Raw genomic sequence first — 7,993 nt, 5'->3', positions numbered from 1 at the left:
GTGAGCGGGCGGCTCTCCACCGAGTTGGTGACCACCAGGGGCCACAGGAAGTTGTTCCAGTGGTGGCTGATCGACACCAGGCCGTAGGCCAGGTAGGTGGGCTTGGCCAGGGGCACATAGACCTTGAGCAGGATCGCCATCCAGCCACAGCCCTCGACCCGGGCGGCATCTTCCAGTTCACGAGGGATCGTCTTGAAGGTCTGGCGCAGGAGGAAGATGCCGAAGGCACTGGCCACATAGGGCAGGCCGATGCCGGTGATGGTGTCGACCAGCCCCAGGCCGCTGGCGATGCGGTAGTTCTCGACGATCAGCACCTCGGGAAAGACGAACAGCTGGATCAGTACCAGCATGAAGAGGATGTCCTTGCCGGGCACCGGGAAGCGGGCGAAGGCGAAGCCCGCCAGGGTACAGACCACGAACTGCGCCAGCACCACCCCGGTGACCAGGGCGAAGGTATTCAGGTAGTAGCGGGCGAAGGGCGCCTGCTCCCAGGCATCGGTGAAGTTGTCCAGGGTCAGCGGCGCCAGCAGCTCGAAGCGCACCATGAATTCCGCCGGATGGAAGGCCGCCCAGAAGGCATAAAGCAGCGGGAAGATCCAGATGATCGCCAGTAGCCAGGCGGCGATGGTCTCCAGGCTGGGCAATCGTGACGCCAGGTCGCGAGTCGGGATGGAGGCGGCGTGTAATGAAGTCATGGCCGGGTCCCTGTCGGTATCATCGACATCCTGTTCACTGGTAGTGTGTCCGGCGGTCGAGAATGGTGAACTTGACGGTCGCAACCACCGCCAGCACCAGCAGAATCACCACCGTGATGGTGGCCGCATAGGTGCGGTCGAAGAACGAGAAGGCGTTCTCGTACACATAGTAGAGCAGCAAGTTGGTGGCGTTATTGGGCCCGCCCTTGGTCAGGATGAAGAGGTGATCCACCACCCGCACGGCATTGATCAGCGCATTGATCAACACGAACAGGGTCGTCGGCATCAGCAGCGGGAAGGTGACCCGCCAGAAGAAGCTCCAGCGGCTGGTGCCCTCCAGGTTCGAGGCCTCCTCGAGCTCCGGCGGGATGCTCTGCAGCGCCGCCAGGTAGAAGATCATGAAGAAACCTGCCTCCTTCCAGACCGTCATCACGATCACCGAGAAGAGCGCCACGCCGGGATCTCCCAGCCAGTTGACGCCGGGCAGGCCCACGGCGTCGAGCATCGCATTGAACAGGCCGATCTGCGGCGCATAGAAGAACATCCAGATATTGGCCGCGGCGATCATCGGCAGGATGGTCGGCGTGAAGTAGGCCATGCGCACGAAGCCACGTCCGGGCAGCCTGGCGTTGACGAACAGCGCCATGCCCAGCGCCAGGGCGATGGAGGTGGGGATCGTGCCCAGGGCATAGATGAGGTTGTTGCGTGCCACCTGCCAGAAGGTGTCGTCCTCGATCAGCAACGCATAGTTTTCCAGCCCGACGAAGGCCGCGGGCTCACCGCGAAATCCGGGCAGGAAGAGGCTGTTGATCAGGGTGGCGATGGTCGGCAGATAGGCGAAGGTGGCCAGCAGCAGCGCCGCCGGCAACAGCAGCAGCGCACCATAGACCTGCATGCGCCGATCGGGATTCAGGCTGGCCATGCCCGCTCCTCGCGGTCAGTGTGAATATTGCCATCGCGATGCCGTGCCACCCGGACGGGACGACGTCTCGTCCGGGTGGCCGGATCCATCAGCGTGCGTAACGCCGGAGCGCGGCATCCGCCTCGCGCTGGGCCTGGGCCAGTGCCTCGGCGGGGGTCATCTGGCCGGTCAACGCCGCCTGCACGACATTGTCCAGGGCGCGACGCACCCGGCCTCCCTGGTAGGTGGCCAGTTCGGCGGTGGCATGCTCGAGCTGGTCCCTGGCCACCGCCGCCGGCGGGAAGGTCTCGACATAGTCCTGCAGCGCCTGGGTCTCGTAGGCCGCCGGGCTCACGCCCATGTAACCGGTCTCGATGGACCAGGCCGCGGCACGCTCGGGGGCCGTCATCCAGCGGATGAAAGTCATGGCGGCCTGCTGCTCCTCCTCGGTGGTGTCCTTGAAGAGGTAGAAGTTCCCCCCGCCGGTGGGGCTGCCGCGCTGGGTGTTCATGGGCAGCATGGCCACGCCGAAATCGAAGTCCGCGGCATTGCGCACCGCAGTCAGGTTACCGGTGCTGTGCCACATCATGGCGGTGGACTGCTCGAGGAAGTTCTGGCGCAGCGTGCCCCATTCGATAGCCCCGCCGGGCATGGCCTCGTGCTCGGCGGCCAATGACACCCAGTATTCCAGCGCCTCGATGGCCGCCGGGTCGTCGAAATAGACCTCGGTACCATCCTCGCTCATCAGCCGGTGGCCGTTCTGGAAGGCGAAGGCCTGGAACATCCAGTAGGGATAGCCGGTGGAGGGCACCATCACGCCCCATTGTTCGCCGCCTGTGGCCTCGCGCACGGCGGCACCCATCTCGGCCATCTCGGTCCAGGTCTCGGGCGGGGTATCGGGGTCGAGGCCTGCCGCCTCGAAGGCATCCTTGTTCCAGTAGAGCACGATGGTCGAGCGCTGAAAGGGGATGCCGTAGGTCTGGCCGTCGAGCCGACCGTTCTCCATCAGCCCGGGATAGAAACTGTCCAGCCAGGCCTGCTGCTCTTCGGTCTCGATCAGGTCGTCGAAGGCGACGATGGCGTCCTGTTCGATCAGGTCGAAGAGATCGATGGAGAACATCACCGACAGCTGTGGCACATCACCGGCCTCGATGGCCGACATGGCGCGTACCCGGGTGTCGTCGTAGTTGCCGGCGTAGATGGCCTCGACGCTGATGTCGGGATGCTCGGCCTCGAAGCCCTCGACCAGGCCATCGACGACATCGGTCAGGGCACCGCCGACGGCGACAGGATAGTACATCGTCAGTTCGACAGGATCGTCAGCGGATTGGCCGATGGCCGGGCCGGCACTCAACAGGCCGGCGGCGGCCAACAGGCTGAAACGCAGGGAAAGTCGGGGATTCATAGCATGGCTCCTGGGTCAGGGATGGTTATCCGAGAGTCGGTTCGACGAGAAAAGGGCACGCGAGGCGGCCTTGCGGACACCGCCGATGCCCTCGAGGGCCTCCTCTGCCGCGACGGGGAAACGCGATAGATCATCGCGGCGCTTCCCGTCGGCGTCGAAGAGATGGGACTTGTCCAGCGGCCACGACAGGCGGCAGGGTGATCCCGGTGTCACCACCGGCTTGCCGGCGAGGCGGGCCCGCAGGACCTGGCTGCCGACGGCCAGGCGCAGGATGGTGTCGGCGCCCAGGTACTCCTCGTCGAGCACCTCGGCCGGTACCCCCGAGGCCCCTTCCGGCGACACCCGGATCTCCTCGGGTCGTACCCCCAGCAGGCCGCCGACCGCCGCATGCTCGGCTACTCGGACGCGGGGCTCGTCCTCGATGATGGCGCCATCGGCGCCGGCTGCCAGGCGCACCAGGTTCATCGCCGGGCTGCCGATGAAGCTCGCCGCGAAGGCCGAGGCGGGCCGATCATAAAGGGCATCGGGCGTGTCGTCCTGCACGATGCGACCGTCCTGCATCAGGATCACCCGGTCGCCCATGCTCATGGCTTCCACCTGATCGTGGGTGACATAGATCACCGTCATGCCGAGACGCTCCTGGAGCGACTTGATCTCGCGCCGCATCTCGCTGCGCAGCCGGGCATCGAGATTGGAGAGCGGCTCGTCCATCAGGCAGATGGGATGCTCCGAGATGATAGCCCTGGCCAGCGCCACCCGCTGACGCTGACCACCGGAGAGCTGGGCGGGCTTGCGGTCCAGATAGGCCTGTAGATCGACCAGCCTAGCGACCCTCTCGAGGCGTTCCCGGCGCTCGGGCTTGGGGACCTTGCGGCTGCGCAGGCCGAAGACGATGTTGTCGGCAACGCTCAGGTGGGGGAAAAGTGCATAGGACTGGAAGACCATGCTGATGCCACGATCGCCGGGGGGGAGGTACGTCACGTCGCGCTCACCGATGTGGATTGATCCGCTGGTGGTCTGTTCGAGACCAGCGACCATGCGCAGAGTGGTCGACTTGCCGCAGCCGGAGGGGCCGAGCAGGATCACGAACTGGCCGGGCGAGACATCGAAGGATATCCCGTCCACCGCGGGAGTGTCCTCCCAGCGCTTGGTGACCGTCTCGAGACGGATGCGCTTGTCGTCGTGCTCGTCGTTGGCGTGCATGACCCATCCGTTGCCGGGAATCGTGTCCGGGCATGGCGACGACATGTCGTCATTACCCTCTCAGCAGAGCCTAGCTGGTGTTGGGCAACCTTGTGGCCACTCTTACCGAAAAGGATGACAGGACAATGACACCGGGATGACGATCGGATGGCCATCGAGGGCCCGGGACGCATGCTAGAATGCGTCTTCCACTCCCGATCAGGAAACCACCTGCCATGGCCCTCGACGACCTGATCGGCAAGCGCGAGACCATCCTCAACGACCCGGATGGCGACGCCATGTACGGGCTCGACGTGCTGATCCACCCGGATTATCGCGGTTACCGCCTGGGACGGCGCCTCCACGAGGCACGCAAGGAGCTGTGCCGGTCGCTCAACCTGCGGGCAATCCTGGCCGGGGGCCGTATTCCCCAGTACCACGAGCACGCCCACGAACTCTCGCCCGCCGAGTACCTGGACAAGGTGGCCCGCGAGGAGATCCATGATCCCATCCCCTCCTTCCAGCTGGCCAACGACTTCCAGGTCAAGCGCCTGTTGCGCAAGTACCTGCCGGAGGACGAGAAATCCAAGGGCTATGCCACCCTGCTGGAGTGGAACAACATCCTCTTCGAGCCGGCCGAACGGGTGCTGGAGAATCGCCCCACCCAGGTTCGCGTGGGTGCCGTGCAGTGGCAGATGCGCGAGTTTGAATCCGTCGAGGCAGTCCTCCAGCAGGTGGAGTACTTCGTCGACGCCCTCTCGGATTACCAGAGCGACTTCGCCGTCTTCCCGGAACTCTTCAATGCCCCGCTGATGGGCCTGCAGGATCGCACCGCCCAGAAGGACCAGCAGGCCGCCATCCGTTTCCTGGCCGGCTTTACCGATCAGTTCAAGACAGAACTGTCGCGCATGGCCATCTCCTACAACATCAATATCATCGCCGGCTCGATGATCGAAGTCGGCGAGGACGACCGCCTCTACAACATCGCCTACCTCTGCCATCGCGACGGCGAGATCGAGCGCCAGGCCAAGCTGCATATCACTCCTCAGGACCGCCGCCAGGACCTCTTCGATCTACGCTGGCGCGACTGGTCCTGGAAGTCTGGGAGCCGGCCTTCCGGGGCCAATCTTGAAGAGAACTGAGCCGATGCTGGATCGGCTACGCCAGTGGCGAGAGGCTCGCTTCGCCGACCGCCACCCCTTTCCCGAGGCCGACTGGACTGAGGCGCGCTCGCGCCTGCCGCTGCTCGCTGCTGTGGGTGACAGCGACGGCGAACGCCTGGGACATCGCGCCTGGCGCTTCCTGCATGCCAAGCGGCTGAGTCTGCACCCCGACCTCGTCGAGTCGACCCTCTTCGATCTCCCGGCGCAGCTGGCCCTGGCTGCCCAGGCCTGCCTGCTGACCCTGGGCTGGAGCGACAGCGACCACCGGGAGGCCTTCGATGGCGTTCACGAGATCCTGATCCTGCCGGAGGCCTTCCAACGGCGTGTCGAGGAAATGGACGAGGCCGGAGTGATGCACGAATACGTTGATGAGCGCGCCGGGGAGACCTCCCATCAGGGCCCGGTGGTGGTGGCCTGGCCCGACCTCATGGCCAGTGGCGGGCTCGATGGCTTCAATGTGGTGATCCACGAGTTCGCCCACAAGCTCGACCTGGGCAACTCCCTGGACGTGGATGGCTTCCCGCCGCTGCCAGGGGACATCGACTCCCGGGACTGGCACCGCATCTTCATGGGCGTCTGGAATGACCTCCAGCAACGGCTCGAGCGCGGCGAGGACACCCCCATTGACGACTACGCCGCCAGCCACCCCGGGGAGTGCTTCGCGGTCTGCTGCGAGGCCTTCTTCAGCGACCCCGAGAGGCTCCACCGGGCCTATCCGGCCCTCTATGGGCTACTATCACACTATTTCCAGCAGGATCCTCTGGCTCGCCTGGCCAGTAGCGGGTGCTAGCGTCCCGAAGGAGCCGACTCAGGACGCGGCCGGCTTGAAGTGTCGCCTATGCCTTTCGAGTCGCGGGATTCACATGGGATCATCACCATGATCGATCAGCTCGTGTCACAACTCACCGCCATCTCGGCCCAGCATTGGCTGCTGGCGTACCTACTGGTCGGGCTCCTCGCCCTGGCCGAGGCGCTTCCGGTGGTCGGCATCATCGTGCCCGGCTCGGTGTTGATCGTGGGTATCAGCGCCCTGGTGCCCTCTGGCGCGCTCAGCATGTGGCCACTGATCATCGCCGCTATCGCCGGCGCCGTGATCGGGGATGGGCTCTCGTTCTGGCTAGGTCGGCGCTTCGGAGATGACCTGGTCGCGCTATGGCCATTGCGCCGTTACCCCCGGCTCGTTTCTCAGGCTGAAGGGATTTTTTACCGCCATGGCGGTAAAGGCGTCTTCCTGGCACGGTTCATTCAGGGACCGAGAGCCTTCATCCCGCTGGTCGCCGGCATGTCCGGCATGCCGCCGATCCGTTTTTACGCCTTCAACATCGCCTCGGCATTGATCTGGGCGACGAGCCATGTCGTCGCCGGGGTAGCACTCGGTGCCTCGCTGCATCTCGTCGCGCAGATAGCAGGACGATTGGCCCTGTTCCTGGTTCTGATGGCCCTGCTCATCTGGGTCGTGGTATGGCTGACCCGCCATATCCTTCTCGGCTCGGGACTCCGCGGGCTGATGCTACTTCAGAACCGGCTGATTCTCTGGAGTGCCGAGGAGGATACCCGGCCAAGGCGCCTGATACGGGGGCTTCTGCAACCCGAGCGTTCCGAAACCCGCGCCCTCCTGGTGGGTGCCGCGGTTCTCGTCGGCTCCCTCTGGCTGTTCCTGGGGATTCTCGAGGATATCGTCACCGGTGATCCGCTCGTCCAGGCCAACCAGGCGGTGTTTCATTTCCTGCAGAGCCTTCGCACCACCTGGGGCGATCACCTGATGCTGGCCGTCACCGAGTTGGGTGACAGTTTCGTCGTCACGATACTGACGGTGGTCATGCTGGGTTGGCTGCTCTGGTGTCGCGCCTGGCAGGCGTCGGGCTACTGGATCGCCGCGATCGTCGGTGCCTCGCTCTTTACCCCGCTCATCAAGTGGGCCGTTCACTGGCCGCGTCCCACGGACTTGTACACCGGCTGGGAGGCGTTTTCGTTCCCCAGTGGTCACGCCACTATCAATGCCGTCCTCTACGGGTTCCTGGGCTTTCTCATCGCCCGTGAATTGAGCCCGCGTAGGCGCGTGTGGGCGATCTCCAGTGTCAGTGTCCCGGTCACGCTGATTGCGTTCTCGCGCCTCTACCTGGGGGCGCACTGGCTGGCCGACGTCATCGCCGGCATCGCCGTCGCCACGGCCTGGATCACACTGCTGGCCGTCAGTTACACACGCCACCGGCCCCGCTCACTCGATCCAGGAGGCCTGGTGGGGATTGCCCTGATCACTCTGGCCTTGGCTTGGCCCTTTCACATCTACCGTCAGTTCGCCGACGACCAGGCGCGCTATATGCCGCAACCAGAACAGCAGCAGCTGTCACTGAGGGACTGGCGTGACCACGCTTACCTTCAATTGCCCGACAGGCGTATCGATCTGGGTGGTGACACAGCGCCGCTACCAACTTCTCGGGTTGGTGCCCATGGAACGGGCCCTGCCCACCATCAATGCCGCCAGAGACCAGTTGGCGGAGAGCCTTGGTGAAGGGGGCATGATCAAGCGACCCGTGCATCCCCCAGGCGAGTGGGATGGTCGCCTCATCTTGGCCTGGGAGACGTCGGGATGACGCGGTGATGTCATGTCAGCCCCAAGCGCTGAAGCGTGTCGTATCGCAAGCGC

Annotated in this window: 6 protein-coding genes and 1 pseudogene; 3 read left to right on the top strand and 4 right to left on the bottom strand. The window is 64.6% G+C overall.

The genetic code is table 11. The features are described from left to right. The 4 genes from ACESMD_RS06360 to ACESMD_RS06345 all read right to left on the bottom strand — a co-directional run. A partial coding sequence (locus ACESMD_RS06360; RefSeq protein WP_372611399.1) for a carbohydrate ABC transporter permease occupies positions 1-695 on the bottom strand: 695 nt, incomplete at its 3' end. 34 nt (positions 696-729) lie between these two features. Then, positions 730-1,617 (bottom strand): carbohydrate ABC transporter permease, encoded by an 888-nt coding sequence (locus ACESMD_RS06355; protein ID WP_372611397.1) that lies wholly within the window; start codon positions 1,615-1,617, stop codon positions 730-732. An 88-nt stretch (positions 1,618-1,705) separates the two neighbouring features. Beyond that, positions 1,706-3,001, bottom strand: a complete 1,296-nt coding sequence (locus ACESMD_RS06350; RefSeq protein WP_372611395.1) for an ABC transporter substrate-binding protein — start codon at positions 2,999-3,001, stop codon at positions 1,706-1,708. A gap of 15 nt (positions 3,002-3,016) precedes the next feature. Continuing rightward, entirely contained in the window at positions 3,017-4,204 is a 1,188-nt protein-coding gene (locus tag ACESMD_RS06345) for an ABC transporter ATP-binding protein (RefSeq protein WP_372611393.1), read from the bottom strand. 224 nt (positions 4,205-4,428) lie between these two features. Here ACESMD_RS06345 and ACESMD_RS06340 point away from each other — a divergent pair. The 3 genes and pseudogenes from ACESMD_RS06340 to ACESMD_RS06330 all read left to right on the top strand — a co-directional run. Then, positions 4,429-5,241 (top strand): annotated as a pseudogene (locus ACESMD_RS06340) (nitrilase-related carbon-nitrogen hydrolase); the annotation flags it as partial. An 88-nt stretch (positions 5,242-5,329) separates the two neighbouring features. After that, complete coding sequence (locus tag ACESMD_RS06335) at positions 5,330-6,136, top strand: zinc-dependent peptidase (RefSeq protein WP_372611391.1); 807 nt, start codon at positions 5,330-5,332, stop codon at positions 6,134-6,136. A gap of 87 nt (positions 6,137-6,223) precedes the next feature. Further along, positions 6,224-7,858, top strand: a complete 1,635-nt coding sequence (locus tag ACESMD_RS06330; protein ID WP_372611389.1) for a bifunctional DedA family/phosphatase PAP2 family protein — start codon at positions 6,224-6,226, stop codon at positions 7,856-7,858. Positions 7,859-7,993: the final 135 nt, after the last annotated feature.

Source organism: Halomonas sp. (assembly GCF_041689495.1).
Taxonomy (GTDB): Bacteria; Pseudomonadota; Gammaproteobacteria; order Pseudomonadales; family Halomonadaceae; genus Halomonas.
The sequence above is the reverse complement of the archived record's forward strand: the minus strand, read 5'-3'. Positions and strand labels throughout refer to the sequence as shown.